This is a genomic window from Streptomyces sp. CA-249302, assembly GCF_050936785.1.
Lineage (GTDB): Bacteria > Actinomycetota > Actinomycetes > Streptomycetales > Streptomycetaceae > Streptomyces.
In genome coordinates, this window is sequence record NZ_JBNJMG010000001.1 from 4730608 (window position 1) to 4752593 (window position 21986).

The 21986-nt window shown below is 71.5% G+C and carries 17 protein-coding genes; 9 read left to right on the forward strand and 8 right to left on the reverse strand.

The window, feature by feature from the left end; translation table 11 throughout:
* Positions 1 to 81 precede the first annotated feature (81 nt).
* Complete coding sequence (locus ACQEWB_RS21055) at positions 82 to 2961, forward strand: BTAD domain-containing putative transcriptional regulator (RefSeq protein ID WP_432833223.1); 2880 nt, start codon at positions 82 to 84, stop codon at positions 2959 to 2961.
* 19 nt (positions 2962 to 2980) lie between these two features.
* On the opposite strand, the gene ACQEWB_RS21060 is transcribed toward ACQEWB_RS21055, so the two are convergent.
* The 4 genes from ACQEWB_RS21060 to ACQEWB_RS21075 all read right to left on the reverse strand — a co-directional run bounded on the left by ACQEWB_RS21060 (position 2981) and on the right by ACQEWB_RS21075 (position 6973).
* Positions 2981 to 3307, reverse strand: coding sequence for a hypothetical protein (locus ACQEWB_RS21060; RefSeq protein WP_432833225.1), 327 nt, complete (start codon positions 3305 to 3307; stop codon positions 2981 to 2983).
* 68 nt (positions 3308 to 3375) lie between these two features.
* Entirely contained in the window at positions 3376 to 4173 is a 798-nt protein-coding gene (locus ACQEWB_RS21065; protein WP_432833227.1) for an alpha/beta fold hydrolase, read from the reverse strand.
* Between the two features lie 88 nt (positions 4174 to 4261).
* The gene (locus ACQEWB_RS21070; protein WP_432833229.1) at positions 4262 to 5716 is read right to left on the reverse strand and encodes a flavin-containing monooxygenase; all 1455 of its coding nucleotides are present in this window, start codon (positions 5714 to 5716) and stop codon (positions 4262 to 4264) included.
* Positions 5717 to 5734: 18 nt separating this feature from the next.
* Positions 5735 to 6973, reverse strand: a complete 1239-nt coding sequence (locus ACQEWB_RS21075) for an MFS transporter (protein ID WP_432833231.1) — start codon at positions 6971 to 6973, stop codon at positions 5735 to 5737.
* Positions 6974 to 7040: 67 nt separating this feature from the next.
* On the opposite strand from ACQEWB_RS21075, the gene ACQEWB_RS21080 reads away from it, so the two are divergent.
* The 3 genes from ACQEWB_RS21080 to ACQEWB_RS21090 all read left to right on the forward strand — a co-directional run bounded on the left by ACQEWB_RS21080 (position 7041) and on the right by ACQEWB_RS21090 (position 9528).
* Entirely contained in the window at positions 7041 to 8087 is a 1047-nt protein-coding gene (locus ACQEWB_RS21080) for an ArsR/SmtB family transcription factor (RefSeq protein WP_432833233.1), read from the forward strand.
* Positions 8088 to 8096: 9 nt separating this feature from the next.
* Positions 8097 to 8603, forward strand: coding sequence for a glutathione peroxidase (locus tag ACQEWB_RS21085; protein ID WP_432833235.1), 507 nt, complete (start codon positions 8097 to 8099; stop codon positions 8601 to 8603).
* A 67-nt stretch (positions 8604 to 8670) separates the two neighbouring features.
* Complete coding sequence (locus ACQEWB_RS21090; protein WP_432833238.1) at positions 8671 to 9528, forward strand: MerR family transcriptional regulator; 858 nt, start codon at positions 8671 to 8673, stop codon at positions 9526 to 9528.
* A gap of 18 nt (positions 9529 to 9546) precedes the next feature.
* Here the strand turns inward: ACQEWB_RS21090 and ACQEWB_RS21095 are convergent, their stop codons facing one another.
* Both ACQEWB_RS21095 and ACQEWB_RS21100 read right to left on the reverse strand, forming a co-directional pair.
* Positions 9547 to 11409: an MFS transporter gene (locus ACQEWB_RS21095; RefSeq protein ID WP_432833240.1), complete on the reverse strand. Its 1863-nt coding sequence runs from the start codon at positions 11407 to 11409 to the stop codon at positions 9547 to 9549.
* A gap of 204 nt (positions 11410 to 11613) precedes the next feature.
* The gene (locus ACQEWB_RS21100; RefSeq protein WP_432833242.1) at positions 11614 to 14340 is read right to left on the reverse strand and encodes a D-alanyl-D-alanine carboxypeptidase; all 2727 of its coding nucleotides are present in this window, start codon (positions 14338 to 14340) and stop codon (positions 11614 to 11616) included.
* Between the two features lie 443 nt (positions 14341 to 14783).
* Here ACQEWB_RS21100 and ACQEWB_RS21105 point away from each other — a divergent pair, with 443 nt between their 5' ends.
* From ACQEWB_RS21105 to ACQEWB_RS21115, 3 genes are all read left to right on the forward strand, one after another.
* Positions 14784 to 15542 carry a GOLPH3/VPS74 family protein gene (locus ACQEWB_RS21105; protein ID WP_432833244.1) on the forward strand — a complete coding sequence of 253 codons (759 nt, stop codon included), beginning with the start codon at positions 14784 to 14786 and terminating at the stop codon, positions 15540 to 15542.
* 327 nt (positions 15543 to 15869) lie between these two features.
* A complete protein-coding gene (locus ACQEWB_RS21110) occupies positions 15870 to 16727 on the forward strand; it encodes a helix-turn-helix domain-containing protein (protein ID WP_432833246.1) in 858 nt (285 codons plus the stop codon).
* A 176-nt stretch (positions 16728 to 16903) separates the two neighbouring features.
* A complete protein-coding gene (locus tag ACQEWB_RS21115; RefSeq protein WP_432833248.1) occupies positions 16904 to 17095 on the forward strand; it encodes a DUF397 domain-containing protein in 192 nt (63 codons plus the stop codon).
* A 163-nt stretch (positions 17096 to 17258) separates the two neighbouring features.
* Here the strand turns inward: ACQEWB_RS21115 and ACQEWB_RS21120 are convergent, their stop codons facing one another.
* Positions 17259 to 18098, reverse strand: a complete 840-nt coding sequence (locus tag ACQEWB_RS21120) for a hypothetical protein (RefSeq protein ID WP_432833250.1) — start codon at positions 18096 to 18098, stop codon at positions 17259 to 17261.
* Between the two features lie 95 nt (positions 18099 to 18193).
* Here ACQEWB_RS21120 and ACQEWB_RS21125 point away from each other — a divergent pair, with 95 nt between their 5' ends.
* Both ACQEWB_RS21125 and ACQEWB_RS21130 read left to right on the forward strand, forming a co-directional pair.
* Positions 18194 to 18979 carry an SDR family oxidoreductase gene (locus ACQEWB_RS21125; RefSeq protein ID WP_432833252.1) on the forward strand — a complete coding sequence of 262 codons (786 nt, stop codon included), beginning with the start codon at positions 18194 to 18196 and terminating at the stop codon, positions 18977 to 18979.
* 125 nt (positions 18980 to 19104) lie between these two features.
* A complete protein-coding gene (locus ACQEWB_RS21130) occupies positions 19105 to 20682 on the forward strand; it encodes a sodium:solute symporter family protein (protein ID WP_432833254.1) in 1578 nt (525 codons plus the stop codon).
* A 73-nt stretch (positions 20683 to 20755) separates the two neighbouring features.
* On the opposite strand, the gene ACQEWB_RS21135 is transcribed toward ACQEWB_RS21130, so the two are convergent.
* The gene (locus ACQEWB_RS21135; RefSeq protein WP_432833256.1) at positions 20756 to 21871 is read right to left on the reverse strand and encodes an ADP-ribosylglycohydrolase family protein; all 1116 of its coding nucleotides are present in this window, start codon (positions 21869 to 21871) and stop codon (positions 20756 to 20758) included.
* Between the last annotated feature and the right edge of the window lie 115 nt (positions 21872 to 21986).

The following is a 21986-nucleotide window of genomic DNA, read 5'->3' on the forward strand; positions in this document are numbered from 1 at the left end:
CGCGTCGGCGACTTGCCAATCATCGCGAAAGCGGTTGCAATGCCGGTGAGTTCGGGTGACGCGGGTGACGGAGGCTTCGTAGTGGACGGGGGAGGTTCGCCACGGCTCCGGATCGAGGTACTCGGCCCGGTCCGGGCCTGGCGGAACGGCACACCGGTGGACCTCGGCCCGGTGAAACGCCGGGCCGTGCTCACCGCGCTCGCGCTGCGCCCGGACGTCGAACTGAGCCACGAGCAGCTGCTCGACCGGATCTGGGGCGAGGAACCACCGGCCGGCGGCCACCGGGTGCTGCCGACGCACGTCAACTCCCTGCGCCGCGCGCTCGACCCGCCCGGCACTCCGCACACCGAGTCGTTCATCCGCAGCGGCAAGGGCTGGTACCGCTTCGTCGGCGACGGCGTCCGGCTCGACACGGCGGACCTGACCGAGCGGGCCGACGAGGCGCGCCGCACGATGGCCGCCGGTCAACTGGCCGTCGCCGGCGAGCAGTTCACCGACGCGCTCGCCCTGTTCCGCGGCGAGCCCCTGGCCGGCCTGTCCGGCCCCTTCGCCGACACCGAACGCCAACGGCTCCTGGAACACCGGCGCACGCTCCACCTGGACCGCCTGGACTGCCTGATCCTCCTGGGCCGTCACGCCGACGCCCTGGACGACCTGGCCGCCGCACCGGTCCCCGACCGGTACGACGAGTCGCTCGTCGCCCTGCGCATGCGCGCCCTGTACGGCGGCGACCGCCAAGCGGAGGCCCTCAAGGCCTACCAGGACATGTGCGAGCTCCTGCGCGAGGAGCTCGGCGTCGACCCGGGCGAGGAACTCCGCCGCGTCCACGAGGCGGTCCTGCGCCGCGACGACGAACGCCTCCTGGGCCCGGCACCGGCCCGCAGCCCCCGCCGTCACGTCAACGAACTCCCGGGAGACGCGGGCAGGTTGGTCGGCCGCGAGACCGAACTGGCCCTGCTCACCGCCCCGTCCACGCCTGGCGCGGTATCCCTCATGACCGTGGATGGCACGGCCGGCGTCGGCAAGACCGCGCTCGTCGTCCGGGCGGCCCGGGAGCTGAGCGCCGACTACCCGGACGGCTGCCTCTTCGTCGACCTGCGCGCCCACAGCACCCGGCGCCGGCAGTCCCCGGAGCAAGCCCTGCAGCGGCTGCTGCGCTCGCTCGGCGCGGCGGGCGGCGAGCTGCCGAGCGACCTGGAGGAACTCACCGCGGCCTGGCGCGCGGCGACCAGTCCGCTACGGCTCCTGCTGGTCCTGGACGACGCCCTGGACGCCGATCAGGTACGTCCGCTGCTGCCCGCCGGGGCCGGAAGCCGCGTGCTGGTGGCGGGCCGACGCCGGCTGGCCGAACTGGACGCCGACCGGCGGGTCGCCCTGGAGCCGCTGGCCGGCGGGGACGCGATAGCGCTCCTCAGGCACATCGTCGGCGAGGACCGGGCGGACCGCGAACCGGAGGCCGCCCAAGAGCTGGTGGGCCTGTGCGACGGCCTCCCGCTGGCCCTGCGCATCGCGGGGTCCCGGCTGCAGAACCGCCGCGCCTGGACCGTGTCGTACCTGGTCGGCCGTATGACGGGCGACGAGCACCGGCTCGGCGAGCTGAGCGTCGGGGACCGCAGCGTGGAGGCGGCGTTCCGGATGTCGTACGACCAACTGGCGCCCGAGCAGCAGCGGGTGTTCCGGGCGGTGGGGCTGGCGCCGACCGTGGAGTTCGACGCGCTGACGCCGGCGACGATGCTGGGGCGGCCGGTGCGGGAGACCGAGGGGATGCTGGAGGGGCTCGTCGACACGAGCCTGGTGCAGGAGCATCGGCCGGGGCGGTACCGGTTGCACGATCTGGTACGGGTGCATGCGCGGCGGGTGGCGGAGACGTTGCCCGAGGAGGCGGCCGAGGCTCGTCGGGCGGCGCTGCGGCTGTTCCTGGATGCGGCGCGCACGGCCAGCGACTGGGGACCCGCCGGGTTCCCGACCGGCCCCTGGCCGTCCGGCGAGGCGTTCACGGACTGGCGGGACGCGGAGGCGTGGCTGGACGCGGCCGGCGGGGAGCTCGTCGACGTGGTCGGGAACGCCGCGGCCCATGGGGAGTTCGACTACGCGTGCCGGCTCGCGGAGGCGCTGTGCGACTACTTCGTACGGCAGGGTCGCTACCACGAGTCGCAGACGGCTCTGGAGATCGCGCTCGCGCACGTGGCCGAGGCCGGGGACCGGCGGATGGACTCCGCGGTGCGGACGTGCCTGGGCTACACCGCCGTACACCAGCGTCGGTACGCGCAGTCACGCGCCTTGTTGGCCGAGGCACTGGAGATCAGCCGACGCGCCGGCGACCCGCACGAGGAGGCCCGGGCGCTCGCCGGGCTGGGATCCGTCACCCTGAGCATGGGCGAGAGCGACGAGGCGCTCGGCCATGTCACGGTGGCGACGGACACGGCCCGGCGGCTGGGCGACGACTGGCTCGCCGGGATCGCACTCGTCATCGCGGGTCTCGCCCACCAGTACGTGGGGCGGAACGCGGAGGCGCTGAACTGCTTCGCCGGGGCCCGGGCGCACGCCGAGCAGGACGGCCGGCCACGCATGCTCGGCCGGGCTCTGAGCTGCGCGGCGGACATCCATCTGCGCCTGGACCAGTACGGCGAGGCCAAGCGCCTGCTGCGGCAGGCGGTCGGGCTGGTCGAGGAGGGCGGGGACATCTTCCTCTGCGCGCGCAGTCTGACCCGACTGGGCACGGCGGAACTCGGCGACGGAGGAGACCCGAGCGCGGCCATCGCCTTCCACCACCAGGCGCTCCTCCAGCTCGGGATGCTCTCCCCGCTGACCTTCCCGACCTACGACTGGCTGGAGATGGACATCCGCGGCCGCCTCGGCCAGGCCTGTCTGGCCGCCGGCTTCGTCCGCGAGGCCGCCGACCAGTTCCAGGCTGTCCAGGACGCCCGCGACGCCCGCAGCCGCCGCGGCCACAAGGCCTGACCACCGCGCCGACCCGTACCTACTGCCCCACCCCCCGCGCATCCAGCGCAAGCCGACAGGCCCGCCGCCCCGCCCCCAGCAGAATCCGTGCCGCCGCCAGGATCTCCTCGTCCTTCTCCACGCCGGACCCGGCCAGCACCTCGACCAGCCGCCCCCGCCACACGTCCGGATCCGTCTCGTGCGCGTCCAGCACGCGCCGGCCGTATCCCCCGTCCCCCGTCAGCCGCCACCGCACGGACTCGCGCAGGGCGACGTACAGGTCCCGTACGAGACCCTGCCGGGTGTCCGTCAGCCCGTCCGGCGCCCCCGCGCCCAGCGCGGCCGCCACCAGCTCTGCTCGCGTCACTCGTCCTCCCGCTCTCGGTTGCTTCGGCAACCGTCGCGGGAGGCGCTGCACGCGCGATGAAATTCCGGTCAACCGGCCGGCGAGGGCGCCCGCCGGACGGGGAGCATCGTCGGGGTCGGTTCGTTCGTGAGGAAGTCCAGAACGATCCGGTTGACCTCGGCGGGCTTCTCCAGCGGGACCGCGTGGGAGGCGCCCGGGATCACCGAGAGCTGGGCGTCCGGGATCGCCCGGTACAGCGCGGCCGTGTGCTCCAGGGTCATCACGTCGTCGTCCCCGGTGAGGACGAGCGTGGGCGCGGTGATCCGGGCCAGGTCCTCGGGCGTGAGGTCCGGCTCGCGGGCGAACATGTCCTTCAGCTTGGCCACGACGACCGCCCAGTGGTCGGCGCCGTCCGGCGTGACGGCCTGGTACATGTCCCGCAGGGGCGCCAACCCCGGGTCGTCCGCCGTCAGTTCGTCGAGCATGTTCGGCCCCGCCGAGATCTCCGGCGCGGGCCGGAAGTTGGCGCCGATGGCGACGATCTTGCGCACGAGATCGGGCCGGGCCAGGGCGACCAGCAGCGCGACGATCCCGCCGTCGCTCCAGCCGACGAGGTGGGCGGGGCCGCCCACGACCGTCTCGATGAAGTCGACGGTGTCGTCGGCCATGTCGTGGTAGCTGAGCGGACCCTCGACGTCATGGGTGTGGCCGTGCCCGCGGCGCTCCGGGAGGAACAGCCGGTACGCCGCCGCGAGGTCGGGCCGCTGTGCGCCCCAGGTCTCGTTCGTGCACATGCCGCCGTGCAGCAGGAGCAGCGGTTCGGCGCCCTCGCTCCCGTCGGTCTCGTACCAGGTCTCGACGCCGGGAAGCTTCACGTACTCACCCATGGTCCCGGCCTCCCTGCCGTGCCGCGTACAGTCCCTCCAAGTCTCCGCCACCACCCGGCTCCCCTCAACACGGCACGGCGCCCAAGGATCACCGTGCCCGAAGAAACCTGAAGTCGGCCGCCGCCACGCGACGCGTACGTGTCGCGTACTCCCCCATGTATCCCGGCCAGTTGGCGACGTTACGGCCGTCCCGCGCCCGGTACCAGGACGAGCAGGACTGCCAGGCCGTGCCCTCGAACCGCGCCCGCACCGCGTCGAGCCCCGCCTCCTCCACCTCCGGCCGGACGTCCAGGGCCGCGGCTCCGGAGCGGCGCGCCAGTTGCAGCGCCCGGCGGACGTAGGCGGCCTGGGCCTCCAGGAAGAACAGGATCGAGCCGCCGGAGGTGTTCGTGTTCGGCCCGTACATCAGGAACAGCGACGGAAACCCGGACACCATGATCCCGAGGTGCGCCCGGGCCCCGTCCGCCCACACGTCCGCGATGGACCGCCCCCGCGCGCCGCGCACCTCCATCGGCAGCATGAAGGTGTTGGTACGGAACCCGGTCGCGTGGATCACACAGTCGACCTCGTGCACCCGCCCGTCCTCGGTCAACGGCCCCTCAGGCGTCATACGGACGATCCGCTCCGTCACCAGCTCCACGTCCGGCCGCCGCAGCGCGGGCAGGAAGTCGGAACTGAGCAGCACCCGCTTGCACCCGAAGGGGTAGTCGGGCCAGGCCTTGCGACGCAGCTCGGGGTCGGGCAGCTGACGGCGCATGTGCGCGGCGGAGAGCAGGGCGCCGACACGGCCGACGGTACGCGGGTGACGTACACACAGAGTGATCAACTCAAGGGTGTGGTAGATCAGTTGCCGCCACAGCCGACGCGCCCACGGCCACCGCAGGGCACGGTCCAGGGCGGCCGGCACGGGCCGGTCTCGGCGCGGCAGGAACCAGTTCCCGGTCCGCTGGAACACCGTCAAGTGCCCGGCCGTCGGCGCGATCTCCGGCACCAGCTGGGCCGCGCTGGCCCCCGTCCCGATGACCGCGACCCGCTTCCCCCGCAGGTCGTAGCCGTGATCCCAGCGCGCGGAGTGGAAACTGCGCCCGCGGAACTCGGCCAGCCCCGCCACCTCCGGAAACGCCGGCTTGTCCAGCTGCCCCGTGGCCAGTACCACGGCATCCGCGACCCGCTCCTCCGCCACTCCCTCACGCGTGCTCCGCACCGTCCAGGTCCGAGTCGCGTCGTCCCAGACACAGGCGGTCACCGTCGTGTCCGTCACGATCCGCGGGGTGATGCCGAGCGCGTCCGCGGTCTCCCGGGCGTACCGCAGGATCTCGTCGCGGTGCGAGAACAGGCGGGTCCAGGAGGCACGTTGGGCGAAGGAGTACGAGTAGAGGTGGCTCGGGACGTCGCAGGCGGCGCCCGGGTAGCGGTTGTGGAACCAGGTGCCGCCGGGTTCCGGGGCGGCCTCCAGCAGGGTGACGTCGTCCATCCCGTTCCGCAGCAGCTCGGCGGCGACGGCGATCCCACCAAAACCGGCGCCCACGACGACGACACGCATCCACCGACTCCGTCCGGCTCAGTCCGGTGTGCGAACCCTTCGCCGCCATCCTTCCCGGGAACGGGCCGCGGACACGGCCTGGGCCGGCTGCGGCTCGGGAACCGGTCGTCGGGCGGTCGCGGCCAGGGTCAGGGTCAGCGCCGCGGACGCACCCGCCATGACCGCCATCGCCGTTGCGGGCGAGGTGAGTTGAGCAACCGACCCCGCCAGCGTCGCGGCCACACCCTGCATCGTCAGCATCCCGGCGGAGTGCAGCCCCAGAGCGTGCCCGGACAACTCATCGGGCGTGAGAGCCATCAGCCGTTCCTGCTGAACCAGGCTCGCCCCGAACCCCACGGAGGCGAGGGCTGCGGCGACCGCGGCGACCGGGGTCGACGGATTCAGGGCGAAGAGCAGATAGGGCCCGGCGAGCAGCAGAAGCAGCGGGGTCGCCAGCCGCTGCCGTACCCCCACCGACACCAGTCGCCCGACCGTCACGTCCCCCACGAGCATGCCCGACGCCGCCGCCGCGAACAGCGTCCCCGCGGACCCGGGGTCGTACGCCACGAAGAGGGATTCGCAGCCGACGACGAGACCGTTGGGAAGCCACAGCCCGAGGTAGGTGAGGCGGCGGGCCCGGTCGGACCACAGCAGGGCGTTCGTGCGCCAGGTCACCGCGACCGACGGCCGGCCGCTCGCGCGCGGCGGACGGGCGGCGAGGCCGAGGCGCGTGCCCAGGGCCGAGAGGAGGTACAGCAGCGCGGCGAGCAGCAGCGCGGCGCGCGGCGACAGCACGGCCACCAGCACACCGCCCGTCGCGAACCCGGTGACCTGCATGAGCCCGCTCATCATGTTGAACACCGAACGCCCCAGCAGATAGCCGTCGTTGGCCAGGATCTCGTTGAGCAGCCCCCACCGCACCCCGCCGCCCAGCGAGGCGATCAGACCGAGCAGGAGGATCACCGGGAAGACCGCCCGGACGGGGAGCCCGGGCACCGCCAGCACGGCCGTGCCCAGCCCGTAGGCGAGCGCGATGCCGGCCAGCGCGGCGCGCGGCGGCACGCGGTCGGCGGCCGAGAGCAGCGTCGTCGCGCCCAGCACCTGCGCCAGCTGCGGGGTGAACATGCTGACCGCGGACAGCAGCGGCGAGTCGGTCGCCGCGTACACGAGCGTGCCGGTCGCGAGGCCGCCGACGGTCTGCCCGGCGCTCTGCAGGGCCGAGGAGAGGAAGAGGGGCGTGAACTCCGGGGTGCGGAAGAGATCCTGGTAACTGCGCATGCGGTGGAGTCTCGGGCGGCCCGCCGACGGCCAGTAATGTTTCGCGTGACGGCGAAAGGCAGGAACGATGGGTTGGTGGCAGCTGAACGCGGACACCCTCGCGAGCAGCCGTTTCGTCATCTCCCCGGTCGCCGAGACCGTCGCCTGCCTCAAGCTGCTGCACACGGGCACGGGCACACACCCCGGCGAGCGGGCCTGGCTGCACCAGCACCTGCCCGGCTACCGGGCGTTCCTGGCCGCCGACCCGGTCACCGCGGCCCTCGTCCGGACCGGGCTGGGCCGGAGCTGGAACGCCGACTTCCTCACGCCCACCCCCCGCGACGGCGAGACCTTCGAAGAGGGCGTCACCCGCGTCCGGGCGGTCTCCGCGGCCGACGCCCGCGCCCAGCTGGCCGTCACCCTGGCCACCGACCACCGCCGCGGCGCCCGGCTCCCCGCCGAGCTGCACGGCGACGACGTCCCCGAGCGGGCGGCAGCGCTCCTGGAACACATCTGGACGGAGACGGTACGACCGACCTGGCACCGCCGCCGACGGGTCCTGGAGGCCGATGTCGTCGCCCGCACCGCGCAGGTCAGCCAGGGCGGCTGGGCGGCCGTACTGGACGAGCTGCGGCCGGGGCGGACCAGGTGGCTCGGCGAGAACCGGCTCCAGGTGAACCTGCACGAGTACCCGCCCCGTGAGATCTCCGGCGCCGAGCTGGTCTTCGTGCCGGTGACGCCGAAGGCGGGCTGGGTGGCGTGGGAGGAGCCCGAGCGGTACGCCATCGTCTACGCCTGCGCGGGCGCCCTCGCCGACCCCACCGCCCGCCCCGCCCCCGCGAGCCTGGCCGCCCTGCTCGGCCCCGCCCGGGCCGCGGTCCTGGTCCTCCTCGCCTCCCCCATGAGCACGAGCCACCTGACGGCGGTGACCGGCCAGGGCCTCGGCTCCGTGGGCCGCCATCTGAAGGTCCTGCTGGACGCGGGCCTGGCGGAGCGGAGACGGGCGGGCCGCTCGGTGCTGTACACGCGGACGTCCTCGGGGGACGTGCTCGTAAAGGCGTCGGGATCCGTGCCGGTGACGGGATCCGTGCCGGTGAGCGGGAGCGGAAACCGGCGGTCCACTAAGGGGAGTTAGCATCCGCTTATGACTACAGATGCCAGTTCCTCTCCCCTCGACGTCGAGATCGGTGCCCTCACCGGCGGCTCCGCCGACCTCCCGCAGTTCGCGGGCAAGGTCGTGCTCATCGTGAACGTGGCTTCCAAGTGCGGCCTGACCCCGCAGTACAACGGGCTGGAGAAGCTCCACGAGCGCTACGCCGAGCAGGGCTTCACCGTCCTCGGCGTGCCCTGCAACCAGTTCATGGGGCAGGAGCCGGGCAGCGCCGAGGAGATCGCCGAGTTCTGCTCGGCGACCTACGGCGTGACCTTCCCGCTGACCGAGAAGGTCGACGTGAACGGTGACGACCGGCACGCCCTCTACGACGGCCTGGTCGGCTTCGCCGACGGCGAGGGCCACACCGGCGACATCCGCTGGAACTTCGAGAAGTTCCTGATCGGCCGCGACGGCAAGGTCGCCGCCCGCTTCTCCCCGCAGACCGAGCCGGAGGCGACGGAGATCGTGACGGCCGTGGAAGCTCAGCTGGCCGTTTGACCTTGCCCCTGGGGCAGGGCCGAGCCTCCTCGTCACCGGGCGGAAAGGACCCGTCCGGTGACGGAGGATGGCTCTCGTGGACGACGAACTGCTCACCATCGGCGCGTTCGCGGCCCGGGCGCGGCTCTCGGCCAAGGCGCTGCGGCTGTACGACCGCCTCGGCCTGCTGGCACCGGACCATGTCGACGAGGCCAGTGGCTACCGCTACTACCGCGCGGCCCAGGTCGAGCGGGCGCGGCTGGTGGCGCTGCTGCGGCAGCTGGACATGCCGCTCGCCAGGATCGCCGAGGTGGTCGAGGCGGAAGGCCCCCTGGCCGCCGACCGGCTGTCCGCGTACTGGACGGACGTCGAGACGCGGTTCGCCGCGCAGCGGACGCTCGCCGAGTACCTCCGTGGACGACTGTCGGGGAGGAGCTCCGAGATGTACGGGAAGTTCGTGGTCGAGACGGTGGACGTGCCGGAACGCGTGGTGATCACCGAGACCCGGCACACGCTGGCGGACGAGCTGCCGGCGTGGATCGGCGGTTCGCTGGGCCGGCTGGAGAAGGCGGCCGAGGAGTGCGGGGGCGTGACGGCGGCTCCGTACGTCGTTTACCACGCCGAGGTGTCGATGGAGAGCGACGGCCCCGCGGAGTCCTGCGTGCCGGTGGCGGACGAGGCGGCGGCGCGGGCGTGGGCCGAGGCGCACGGGCGGCCCCGGGAGACGAAGGTCCGCACCGAAGCGGCCCAGCGGCTCGCCTACACCCGCATCACCAAGGCCCAGGTGGCCCACCCCCAGATCATCGCCGCCTTCGAGGCGGTCGAGCACTGGATGGCCCGGGAGGGCCTGGAGATGGCGGGCCCCTGCCGGGAGATCTACTTCGCGGACTGGGACACGGCGGGCCCGGAGGACGACGTCTGCGACGTGGCCTTCCCGGTCAGGTGACCGCCCTCCCCGAGCTGATCACTTCTTGAGCTCGTCCGGACACGGAGTGCCCCGCGGCAGCGTGTAGGGCGCCGCCAGCCGATACGTGCCGGCCCGCGGAGCGATCAGCATCGTCCACTTGTCCCCGTCGGCGTCCTTCTCCGTCTCCATCAGGCAGCCGTTGACGTTGTCGTACGACTTCGGCTCCCCGTCGGCCCGGTGCTTGGAGGCGTTCGTCTCCTGGGGCGGCTTGAGCTTCTTGCCCTCGGCGTCGACGATGCTCAGCCACGGCGAGTACGGGATCCGGATGAGGATCCGCCCGGCCTTCTTGACCTCCATGGTCATCTCGCCCTGCTCGGCGCGGTCGACGGAGGCGTTCGGCTCGGCGAGCGGGGCCGGGTCGGTGACCTGGAACAGCTGCCAGTTGGCGTCGCCCCAGATCTGCTTCAGATACGGCATCCCGCGCTGGACGAGTTCCCGCTCCCGCTCGCCGCCGTCGCCGTCCGGCTCGTCCTTGGGCAGCACCACGAAGTGCACGGCCCAGCGCTGGAGCCACTCGTGGTAGTTGGCCGAGTTGAGGGTGTCGTCGTAGAAGAGGGGGTTGCGTTCCATGTCGGCCTGGCGGTTCCAGCCGCGGGCCAGGTTGACGTAGGGGGCGAGGGCGGAGGCCTCGCGGTGGGAGGCGGCGGGCACGACCTCGACGCGGCCCTTGGCGGCGCCGACCTGCTGGAGCTGGTTGACCAGCGGTGCGAGCTCGCGCGCCCAGGACGCGGTGGGCGTCGTATGGACGACGTCGTCGACCGACTTGAAGCCGATCCAGAAGGTGAACCCGGCGATCGCCACCACGGCCAGCCACCACTGCCGCGAGCGCCGGACCTGGAACGGCAGCGCCGCGACCAGCGCCACCCCGGCGAACAGCATCGCCAGGCGCGAGATGTTCGAGCCGATCTGCGAGCTGACGATCCAGACGCCGAGCACGCCGAGACCGTAGACCGCGGAGGTCAGGCGGACCGTCGTCCACTCCTTGGGGACGAGGGCGAAGACCAGGACCGCGGACAGGAAGGGCAGGATCACCGAGGCGAACCGCATCGGCTGGGTGCCCGCGAAGGGGAACAGCCAGGCCGAGAGCGCGACGACGACGGCCGGGGCGATGCCGAGCGCCCAGGCGCCGGGGCGGCGCTTCTGCAGGAACAGGGCCACGGCGACCAGCCCCACGAAGAGGCCCGCGACCGGTGACGCCATGGTGGCGAGGGCGGCGAGCGGGGCCGCGCACAGGGCCTTCGCCCAGCGCTTGTACCGCAACCGGTGCGGCCAGCAGAACACCACGGCCACCGCGCCCAGCGCGAACACCGTGCCGAGCCCGAAGGTCACGCGCCCGGAGGCCGCGTTGCAGAGGAAGGCGAAGACGCCGGCGAGCGAGGCCCACAGCGGGTTCTTCACGGACCTGCTGCGCAGCAGGATCATCGTCAGCAGCCCGGCCGAGACGGTGCCCGCGAGCATCATCGTCGTACGGACGCCGAGGACGGACATCAGATACGGCGACACGATGCTGTACGACACCGGGTGCATCCCGCCGTACCAGGCGAGGTTGTACGCCGAGTCGGGGTGCCGGCCGACGAACTCGGCCCAGGCGTCCTGTGCCGCGAGGTCGCCGCCACTGTTCGCGAACGTGAAGAACCAGACGATGTGGAGGACGCCGGACAGGGCGGTGAGGGAGAGCACCGGGTGGCGCAGGAGGCGCTCACGCAGGGCATGGAAGGCGCGCGTCGCCCGGGACGGCCGGTCCACGGCGACGGGGGCCGGCTCGCGCCGCTGCTCGCGCGGTGCGGGCACACGTATTCGCGGGCCGGTTCCCGGGCCCGGATCGGCGTCGTCGGCGCGTGTCGGCTCCGCAGTGGCCACCTGAAGGCACTCCCCGTGGGTGTCCTGTCTTCTCTTCTAGGACGCGTCCCGTTGGCCGTCCGTTGACGACCGCGTCCCGTCGGGTTCTCCGGCCGTGTCCCGCGAACGGCGCCTACCCCGTTTCGTGACGCTAGCACGCACCCCGCCGGAAGGCTCCCAGGTGGGCCCGCCGACGGGGTGCGATGGATGGGGTGTTACAGCGGGTCAGCCGAGGCGCTTCAGCTTGGCCGTGAAGCCCGGCTCGGTGAGGTCCTTCTCCAGGGCCACCGGGACCTTGACCGCGCCGCTGCTGCCGTCGCCGACGGTGAGCGTGCCCACCTGGGTGCCGGCCTTCGCGGTGTGCGGCACGTCGTCGGCGTCGAAGGACAGCTTCACCTTGAGGCCGGACCAGCCGACCGCGGCGACGTCCTTGGTGACGACGATCGGGGTGTGGCCGCCGAGCTTGTCGTCCACGTATCCGACGACCTCGCCCTTCTTCAGGATCTTCGCCGACTTCAGGGCGTCCTGGGCCGCCAGCATCGCCGTCTTGCTGACCGCGTTGACGGTGTCGATGATCGGCGCGGTGTGCTGGCCGAGGATCGCGCCGACGACGGTGACGGTCTCTCCGCCGACCTCCTTGGTGGCGGCGAACAGGAGATTGCCGCCGGCCTTGGTCGTCGTGCCCGTCTTGATGCCGATGGCGCCGTTGTACGGGACGAGGCGGTTGTAGTTGTCCCACTTCTTGCCGGACGGGTCGACCCAGCTGGGCAGTTTGGTGATGTCGATCAGCGCCGGGATCTTCACCAGCTCGTTGCCGAGTTTCACCTGGTCGGAGGCGGTGGAGACGGTGGTCTCCTTCAGGCCCGAGGCATCGGTGTACGTCGTCCCCGTCATCCCGAGTTCCTTGGCGGTGTCGTTCATCTTCTTGATGAACGCGGCCTCGGAACCGGCGTCCCAACGCGCCAGCAGGCGGGCGATGTTGTTGGCGGACGGGATCATGATCGCCGAGAGGGCCTCCTTCTCGGTGAGTACGTCGCCCTCCTTGACGGTCGTCAGCGTCGACTCGCCGTCCTTGTAGTACCCGGCCTCCTTCTCGGCGAGGGCGTCGACCGTGATCTTCGGGCCGTCCTGGCCGGACTTGAGGGGGTGGTCCTTGAGCACGATGTAAGCGGTCATGGCTTTCGCCACGGAGCCGATGGCGACGGGGGTCTGCTTCCCGAAAGTACCCATCGTGCCGATGCCGTTGACGTCGAGACGGCCTTGTCCCTCGCTCGGCCACGGGAGCGCGGTGCTGCTCCCCTCGAAGGTGTACGAGTCCTCGGCGGTGAGGGCGAGGGTGGGGGTGGGCAGGGGGCGGACGGCCTGCACGATCGCAAACACGACGGCGAGGAGCAGGACGAGCGGCGTCCAGATCTTGACCCGGCGGACGATCGTGCGGACCGGGGTCTCAGGCGGGCGCGGGGTGTTCGTGAGCTCGGCCAGGAGGTCGAGCGGGGGCTTCGGCGGGAGCGGCTGCTGCGTGGTCCGTTCCGGGCCGACCTGGGGGACGGCGGCGGTCGCCTCCGCCGGGGCGGGCCTGGGCTTCTTGGTCGCCGGTTCGTCGAGGGGCTTCAGCGCGACGAACTTACTGGTGCGCTCGGGATCGGCCTTCACGTCCCCGAGCTTCAGCATGGTCGTCGGCTGATCGACCTGAGGCTTGGGCCGCTTGAACACGGCGGTCGGCTGATCAACCCCGCCACGCCCACCCCGCCCACCCGTGCCACTTTCGTCGCCGGGTGCGGGTGGCCCCTGCGGGGGGTCCTCGCCGTCGGCGGCTGCGGGCTCGTCGGGAGCGGCGGTGGGCTCTTCGGAGACGTGAGCGGAGTCGCCGCCGGCGGCTGCGGGCTTGCCGTCAGCCGGTTCGTCACCGCCGGCGGGCGCGGCGTCCGAGGGTTCGTCATCCGCGGGCGCGGCGCGATCAACGGCATCTGCGGCATCTGCGGCATCTGCGGCTTCGCCGTCGACGGGCACGGATTCGTCCGCGGCACCCTCGGCTTCGCCGTCCGTGGTGTCGTCCGTCGTGGTGTCGGTGGTGTCTTCCGTGGCGCTGTCGGCCGTCGCCGCGTCAGCCGCGTCCTCAGGGCCGTCAGCCCCAGCGACGGCGTCCTCGTCGACAACCCTGCCGGCCTCCGCCGCAGTCCCCGTCCCGCCGCTCTCGGCATCAGCCGCACCCTGGGAGGCATCCGCCCCCTCGGCGTCGCCCCCGTCGACAGCCCCGTCAGTCCCCGACTCGGCCTCGGTACGACCCCCGGCCTCCTCCGCGCGGCCCTCCACAGCCGCCGGAATCTCCGCCTCCGGCTCTCCCGCAGCCCCGTCGGCGCCAGCGGCCTCCGTCGTCCCCACGGCCGTCACAGCCGCCCCAGCGGCCTCCTCGGCCGTCTCCGCGGCATCCCCGGCGTCCGTGGCACCCTCGGAGTCGTCGGAGTCCCCGGAGTCCCCGGAGGAGTCCGTGCCGTCGCCCGACCGCACCCAGGCCGCCACAGCGGCCCGCAGCCGCGCGTCGCCCAGGCCGTCACCCTGGACAGCCCCCGGGTCACCGCCAGTCACCTCGTCGCCATCGGACGCGTTCGCCCCCTCCGCGGAAACGTCACCGCTGTCCGCGGCGCCGCCCTCGGAATCCTCGTCAGCGTCCGAGTCCCCGGCCCCGACCTGCGAACCACCCTCCGAGTCTCCGGCCCCGACCCGCGAACCACCCTCCGAGTCCCCGCCACCCGGAGCCGAAGCCTCGGCGTCCTTCGCGCCCCCGGCCCTCGACCCGCCGTTCCGGGACTCCCCGGACTCGGAAGCCGCGGCCCCCTCGGAGCCGTCGCCCCCGGACTCGCCGGACTCCCCGGCATCCGCAGCGCGCCCCGCCGCGTCCGAGTCGCCGGGGGTCAGGTCCCGTACCGAGAAGACCCGGGTCGCCGTATCCACACCGCCACGCGACGCGGTCGACCTCGACGACGAAGTGCCCGAAGACGCCTCTCCGTCCCGGGCCACCGCCAGTCGGGGATCTCGGGCCGCGGAATTCTCCGTCCTGGCCTCCGGAACCGGACCCGCGCTCCCCGACGTCGGTTCTGCCGACGACTCGCGCTTCTTCGACCTGTCGGGGGACTCGCCCGCCACCGATGCCTCCTCCATGTGCCGCCGCATGCCCCGCACGCGACTGCCGAACCGTCAAACGAACCGTGAATCGCCGCCCGGGACACCGCAGGACACGCTGTCCGAACCATGTACCAGTGTCCTGTGTGCGGGCTTAACCCCTGCGGTAGACGAGAACGACATACCTACCGGTTCCCTCACAAACAGGTCACGCACCCTCGACAGACCAATGTGAGAGGGGTCACCCTGTCTTTCATCCACGCGGGGAGGCATGGATGGGCAGGAGCCGCAGAACACTTCCGGAGGAGCTTCTGCTGCTGGCACTGGACCCGGCCACGGGTACCACTGCACAGCCGCAGTCGCTCGACCTCGGTCTGGCCGGAGCGCAGCTAGTGGAGCTGGCGCTGGCCGGACGGATAGCCCCAGACGGGGATCGTATCGCCGTGGTAGCCCCACGGCCGACTGGAGATCCAACTTTGGACTGCGCGTTGGAGTTGCTGCGAAGGCGTGGCGCTCCCGTACGTGCGGTGAACTGGATTGGCGGACCCCGACTGGGGCTGCGCCAGACCTACCTCTCGCATCTGGAGCGGTGCGGCATGGTGCATGCCGTGGCCGGTCAGATGTGCGGGGTGCTGCCGACGACTCGCTACCAGGCGACGGACACCGAGATCAGCCGGGAGATCAGGGCCCGGCTGGACTCCGCGATCCGCACCGGCGTTCCGCCGGACCCGCGGACCGCGGCGCTCGCCGCACTGGCACACGCGGTCGGCCTCGGCAAGCACCTGTATCCGGGTAACGAGGGACGTTCGTCCCGCTCCCGGTTGCGGGATCTGATCAGGCACGACCCCATGGGCGGTCTCGTCGCGCACGCGGTGATGGACGTCCAGAACGGCGTGGCGGCCCAGCCGCGCCGCAGCCCGGCACCGGCCGGCCGTCCGGCCCCCGCCGGGCCGACCCGGCCAGCACCGGAACCGGCTCGTGGTGTTCCGATGCAGCCGCGTCGAGGTTCCATGGCACGCGTCGTGGCCCACTGAGCCGCAGTTCCACGACGACAGCAGTCCCGAGACCCGGTACGGGAGCCGCCGGCCGCGCGGGGCAGTGAGTCCGTACGTCGTCCGCAGTCGCGGATGGCGAAACGGTCCCGCTGCTCCGCGCGGCCTTTTTCCGGGGCCGGCCGTCGCCGACTCCGCCCCGGAGTCACCCCTGCGACCGCCCCGCAGATCACGCCCGGATCGCGAACTGGCGTGTATCCAGCGCATATCCACCGTTTCCCAGCGGTAGTAAGCACCTTGGTGGCAGTCTGCTCAACAGCAGATACGCAAAGTGGTAACCAGTGGTCCGCAGCCGGAGGTGCACGTCCCGTGGCGTCCAATGTCAATCCCACCGTCCGGCGACGCCGGCTGGGCCAGGAGCTGCGCCGGCTCCGCGAGCTCAAGGGCATGACGGCCGAAGAGGTCGCCGAGCGGCTGCTGGTCTCGCAGTCGAAGATCAGCCGCCTGGAGAACGGGCGGCGCAGCATCAGCCAGCGTGACGTCCGCGACCTGTGCGGGGTCTACGAGGTGGAGGACCACCGGATCGTCGACTCTCTGATGCAGATGGCCAAGGACTCGCGGCAGCAGGGGTGGTGGCACTCCTTCGGGGACATCCCCTACAGCGTCTACATCGGGCTGGAGACGGACGCCGCGAGCCTGCGGGTCTACGATCCCCAGGTCGTGCCGGGCCTGTTGCAGACCCGGCAGTACGCGGAGGCGCTGATCGCGGGCGCGTTGCCGGAGACGGCCACCGCCGATGTCGAGAAGCGCGTGCAGGTGCGGCTGCGTCGGCAGGAACGAATCACCGCCCCGGAGAACCCGCTCCGGCTGTGGACCGTGATGGACGAGGCGGCCCTGCGGCGGGTGGTGGGCAACCGCTCGCTGATGCGGGACCAGTTGGAGCAGCTCGTCGAGCAGTCCCAGCTGCCGCACGTCACCGTGCAGGTCATCCCCTTCGACATGGGCGCCCATCCGGGGCTCAACGGCCAGTACGCGATCCTGGAGTTCCCGGACGCGGCCGACTCCAGCGTCGTGTACATCGAGGGCGTCACCAGTGACCTGTATCTGGAGAAGGCCAACGACGTGCAGAAGTACAGCGTGATGTACGAGCACCTGCGGGCCCAGGCCCTCAATCCGGACCAGTCACGGCAGTTCATCGCGGACATCGCGAAGGAGTACGCCCGCTGAAGCGCCGTAAGGTACACCTTCCCGGGGCCGGAGTGGAAGACCCACCTGGAATATGCCATCCAGTCGAGTGAATAGTCGCTTCGTACGCGGAGGTTGGCGAGTAGCGTCGATCACGCCACCACACACCAGAGGTTGGCGCAAATCAGCAACTCGTCTTCTCGCACTACGGAGCAAAAATGGCAATTCGTCAGGGCGCCACGGACACCTGGACCAAGTCCTCGTACTCCACCGGCAACGGAGCCTGCGTCGAGGTCAAGTCGCCGGCCGGTGAGGATCTGTCGGTCAAGGACTCCAAGGTCACCGACGGCCCGGTACTCGCCTTCCCCGCCGACGCGTGGAACACCTTCGTCGCCTCGATCAAGGCGTAAGGGGGAGGATCTTCCTGATCCTCGGCCCAATTGACCGACAACAAACACAACTTCACAAGCAGCACAGGAAGAGCCCTCTCGACCAGCCCGCCGTCCTTGCCGAGGGGGCTCGGCCGTGCCCGGCGCCGGAGGCGGAGGATGCCGGGATCCGCCATGAAGCGCCCTACCGCAACCGGTCGACGTACCGGTCGGTCCCCGGCACGGTCGGGACGAACGGCGCCACCAGCTCCACCCTCCCCAGCCCCGCCTCCGCCACCGGCGCCGCCAGGTCCGCGAAATACGCCTCCCAGCACTCCCGCGGGTCCGCCTCCAGGAACCACAGCAGCGTCAGCCGCGTGTCCACGCCCTCCACCTGCTTCACATAGGTCATCCGGTCCCCGGGCAGCGGCGTCGGCCGGAACACGGTCACCATGGCCGCGGGCGACCCGGCGACCCGCTTCGGCAGATGCCGCCCCCGCAGCCACTCCAGCAACTCCGCCCGCTGCCCGGCCGATTCGGCGTCGATCACCTCCACCACCAGCCCCGCGTAGGGGTGGTCGAGGGCGTGGAAGTCGCGCGGCCCGGCCGCGCCGTCCCGGTACACGGTCACCTCGTGGTCCTGGAAAGCCGTGAAGACGTGCGTACGATCCTGGTAGACCCGCGCGTCCCGGTTGAGCCGCTTGTTGATACCGACGGTCCACCTCATGTGGTCGTCGTAGCGGCCGTCGGTGATCCAGTACGTCGAGATGTAGCACCCGGCGGTGACGGGCTGGGCGATCGCCGACTTCTCCGGGTAGCGCAGGAGTTGGAGATCGCGGGTGGCGACCCAGCGGCGCCCGGCGTACATCCAGGGCATGGCCATCGCGCCGGCGTAGTAGTGGTCGTCCTCGTACCAGCGGTTGTACGCGTACTCGTGGCCGGGGTGGGGTTCCACCATGGTGATCAGCGCGTGGCCGGGACGGACTCCGTACGGTCCCACGGCGGCCAGCTCGGCGTACACCTCGCTGCGGGTCTCCTCGGACATGGGCGCTCCCCTTCCTCTCCGCCTCTTCCTTCCTCCTCCGACGGCCCATACTCTGACGCCCCGTCAGATAATTGGCCATACCCCTGGAGGCTCGGATGTCACTGCTCACGGGCAAGACCGTGGTCGTCTCGGGAGTCGGCGCCGGGCTCGGTCACCAGGTCGCGGCGGCGGTCGTGCGCGACGGCGGGAACGCGGTGCTCGGGGCGCGCACCGAGGCGAACCTCGCCAAGAGCGCGGCCGAGATCGATCCGGACGGGGCGCACACGGCGTACCGGGCGACCGACATCACCGACGAGCAACAGTGCGTGGCACTCGCGGAGTCGGGCCGGGAGCGTTTCGGCCGGATCGACGCCGTGGTCCATGTGGCCGCCTGGGACAGCTACTTCGGCGGTCTGGAGGACGCGGACTTCGCGACCTGGCAGTCGGTGATCGACGTGAACCTGCTGGGTTCGCTGCGGATGACCCGGGCCTGTCTGCCGGCGCTGAAGGAGTGCGGCGGTTCGGTGGTTTTCATCGGCACGCAGTCCGCGGTGGCCGCGCCCTCGCAGGTGCGACAGGCGGCGTACGCGGCCTCGAAGGGGGCGCTGACCAGCGCGATGTACTCGCTGGCGCGGGAGCTCGGGCCGTACCGGATCCGGGTGAACACCGTGCTGCCGGGCTGGATGTGGGGGCCGCCGGTGGAGGCGTACGTGCAGTTCACGGCGCACACCGAGGGGGTGCCGGAGCCGGAGGTGCTGAAGCGGCTGACGGATCGGATGGCGCTGCCGGAGCTCGCCACGGACGCGGACGTGGCCGACGCCGCCGTGTTCCTGGCCTCGGACCGGGCGCGGGCGATCACGGGACAGTCCTTGCTGGTCAACGCTGGGGAGCTGATGCGATGAGTTCATATAGATGAACCGGATACATCAACTCGAATACTTTTACCTCCCCTTGACCTTACGCTCACTTGTCGTGCTCACGCAGCAACGCACACGATGAGCGCCGGGTCGACCCCTGGGAGGCGTACATGAACGGTCTCGACTGGGCCGTGCTCATCGGCTATTTCGGCGTCATGGTCGCGATCGGCGTGTGGTCGCACAAACGCGTGGACGACGTCAGCGACTTCTTCACCGCCGGCGGCAAGATGCCCTGGTGGCTGTCCGGCATCTCGCACCACATGTCGGGCTACAGCGCGGTGATGTTCACGGGTTACGCGGGCATCGCCTACACGTACGGCGTGACGTCCTTCGTCACCTGGTCCTTCCCGATCGCCCTGGGCATCGCCATCGGCTCGAAGCTGTTCGCGCCGCGCATCAACCGGCTGCGCTCCCGGCTCCATGTGGCCTCGCCGCTCGAGTACCTGAAGAACCGGTACGACCTGAAGACCCAGCAGGCGCTGGCCTGGTCCGGCATGCTGCTGAAGATCGTCGACGTGGGCGCCAAGTGGGCCGCGATCGCGACCCTGTTGTCCGTCTTCACCGGCGTCACGCTCAACCAGGGCATCCTCATCACCGGCGCCATCACGGCCGTCTACTGCACGATCGGCGGCCTGTGGGCGGACGCGCTGACCGAACTCGGCCAGTTCGTCATCCAGTTGCTGGCCGGCATCTCCATGTTCGTGGCGGTCGTACTCAAGCTGAACGACAAGGGCATCGGCTTCTTCGGCGCCTGGGACGAGCCCGCCCTGCACGGTCACGGCAAACCGCTGGTCGGCCCGTACGGGACGGTCTTCCTGCTCGCCTTCCTCTTCATCAAGCTCTTCGAGTACAACGGCGGCATGCTCAACCAGGCCCAGCGCTACATGGCCACCACCAGCCCGCGGGCCGCCGAGCGCTCGGCACGCCTGTCGGCGGCGCTGTGGCTCGTCTGGCCGGTGATCCTCTTCTTCCCCATGTGGATGTCGCCGCTGCTGGTGCACGCGCAGAAGCCGGACGGCTCCGACTCCTACGGCCTGATGACCGAACAGCTGCTGCCGCACGGCCTGTTGGGCCTGGTCATCGTCGGCTTCTTCTCGCACACGATGGCCATGTGCTCCTCCGACGCCAACGCCATCGCGGCGGTCTTCACCCGCGACGCGGCGCCGGTCTTCTCCAGGCGGGCCCGGGAGTGGAACCAGCGCTCCGGCCTGATCGCGGCCCGTGTCACCACGGTCGTCTTCCTCGGCCTGTCCATGGCGGTGGCGACCCAGGTCAACTCCCCCGCCTTCAAGGACATCATCACCGTCGTCATCAAGTGGGTCGCCGGCCTCATGGGCCCGATCGCCATCCCGATGATGCTGGGCCTGCTGCGCCCGTTCCGCCGCTCCGGCCCGACGGCGGCGCTGACCAGCTGGTCGATGGGTCTGCTGGCCTTCTGGCTGGTGAACTACCCGATCAACTGGAGCGTCGACGGCGGCGTCCCGCTCCAGTACCAGGTCTCGATCCCGCTGGCCGTCTCCCTCGTCCTGTACATCCTCATCGGCTACCTGAAGCCGGAGGACACCCCGGAGCGGCTCGCGGTCATCGAGCGGATCAACACGGACGACGACGACAGCGCGGCGGTCGCCCTGCCGACCCCGGCGGGCGACGTGGAGGACGTCGTGGGCAGGACGCCGGTGAAGGACTGACACAGCAGCGCGTACGGGACAGGGGCGGCCACCGGCATCAGCCGGGGCCGCCCCTGTCCCGTACGCGCTTCGGTCATCCCCGCGGATACCGGGCCAGCCACCCGGGCGCCGAACCCGCCGGTCCGTGCAGGGCCGGCCCCTGTGTCATCTCCATGGCGAAGTCGTCGGCCAGTTCCAGCACCGTCGGCCGCCCCTCCAGCTCGGCGAGCCAGGCCGGCGGCAGGGCGGTCTCCCCGTGCAGCGCCCCGAGCAGCCCGCCGGTCAGCGCGGCCGTCGCCCCCGAGGGCCCGTCCTGGTTCACGGCCAGACACAGGCCGTGCCGTACGTCCTCCCCCACCAGCGCGCAGTACACGGCCGCCGCCAGCACACCCTCCGCCGTACCGTCACCGGCCAGCTCGGCGACCCGCAGCGGCGTGGGCATCCCCTGCCGTACGGCGCCCAGCGCGTGCTGGAGCGCGTCCGACACCGACTGGTGCCCCGGCCGCGCGGCGAGCAGCCCCAGCGCCCGCTGCACCGCGCCGTCGAGGGTCTCGCCGCGCGCAAGGCCGTGCACGATCACGGCGTACGCGCCCGCCGAGAGGTAGGCCATCGGATGCCCGTGGGTCTGCGCGGCGCATTCCACCGCCAGCTGTACGACCAGCTGCGGCTCCCACCCCACCAGCAGCCCGAAGGGCGCGGAACGGGCGGCCGCCTCGGGACCGACCTCACCGGTGTTCTTGGGCAGGTCCAGCGTCCCCATGGTCTCGTCGCCGAGCCCGAGCAGCAGCGCACGCGCCGGATCCCGGCGGGCGTACAGCCACTCCTCGCGGGCCAGCCAGCCGTCGTCCTTGCGCCGCTCGTCGGGCCCCCAGTCCCGCTGGGTGGCCGCCCAGCGCAGATAGGCCCGGTGCAGATCGGTGGGCGGATGCCAGGCGCCGGTGTCCCGCCGTACCTGGGCCCGTATCAGCCCGTCGACGGTGAACAGGGTCAGCTGCGTGAGATGCGTGACGGCCCCGCGGCGCCCGTACCCGACCCCGAGATCGACGATCCCCTCGGCGCCGTAGGCCTCCCGGATCCCGTCCAGGTCCATCCCGTCGACGGGCGCCCCGAACGCGTCCCCGACGGCCGCCCCGAGCAGGGTCCCGCGCACCCGACTACGAAAATCCTGCTGCTCCACCCGGCCCCAGACGGCCCCGGTCGTCACACTCACCTAGACCTCCCCAGTGGCACCGAGCGACGCACGACAGCTCAGCACTGTAATCGAACGGGAACGGTCGGTTTAGGGGGTGATCTGATATGCGGGGTGTGGGGGGAGTGGTCCCGAG